Here is a 708-nt window from a genome sequence, read left to right as displayed (position 1 = left end):
ATGAGACCTGTGCGCGGGTGGCTGTAAGCAGTTGAAATTGATTGAACCTGAGGGGCGTTCGCTCGGGGCCGGCGGAGCGCGTGGCTTGTAGAATGGGGCAGTGCATCTCAGGCCGCTGCGAGAATGTTCATGGTGCGCTTGAGGTTGTAGGCGGTGGCGGTGAGGTGGACTTGGGCGGCGGCTTTGGCGAGGCCTCTCCACCGCATTCGGCGCAGGCCGTAACTTCGCTTCCAGGTTCCGAAGATCTTCTCGATCCGGCCACGCACGCGGTAGATCGGCTGATTCCACGCGTGGAGCTTGCGCAGCGTTTCCTTCTCGTCGCGGCCCCACATGCCAGTGGCGACGATCCGGGGAATGCCGCCCTTCGCCCGCACGGCATCACGAAAGTGCGCGCCGCGGTAGGCGCTATCGGCAAACACTTCGCCAGGATTGTCGGGCAAGGCTTCAGGGCCTGCCCTGCCGTCGTTGATGTTGGCTGAGGTAACGGAGACTTCCTCGACCAGCGCCGTGTCGGCATCGGCACCGACATGGGCCTTGAAGCCGTGAACGGCGCGCTTTCCCTTGTGCTTCACCCAGCGTGCGTCAGCGTCGTCTTCGCTCGCTGACGCGATGATAGTCGCATCGACCAGCGTGCCGGTCTTGACCGTCACCGCCTTCAACTTGAGCTGCGCGGTCACGGCTTCGAACAGCGCCCGATCGAGCTTGTGC

General features: G+C 63.7%; 1 protein-coding gene. It reads right to left on the bottom strand.

The genetic code is table 11. The features are described 5' to 3' along the window. Positions 1–107 precede the first annotated feature (107 nt). Positions 108–708: transposase (locus ACT53K_RS19360; RefSeq protein WP_476230453.1), on the bottom strand; the 601-nt coding region annotated here is incomplete at its 5' end.

This window comes from Sphingomonas sp. DMC8 (assembly GCF_056314185.1).
The sequence above is the reverse complement of the archived record's forward strand: the minus strand, read 5'-3'. Positions and strand labels throughout refer to the sequence as shown.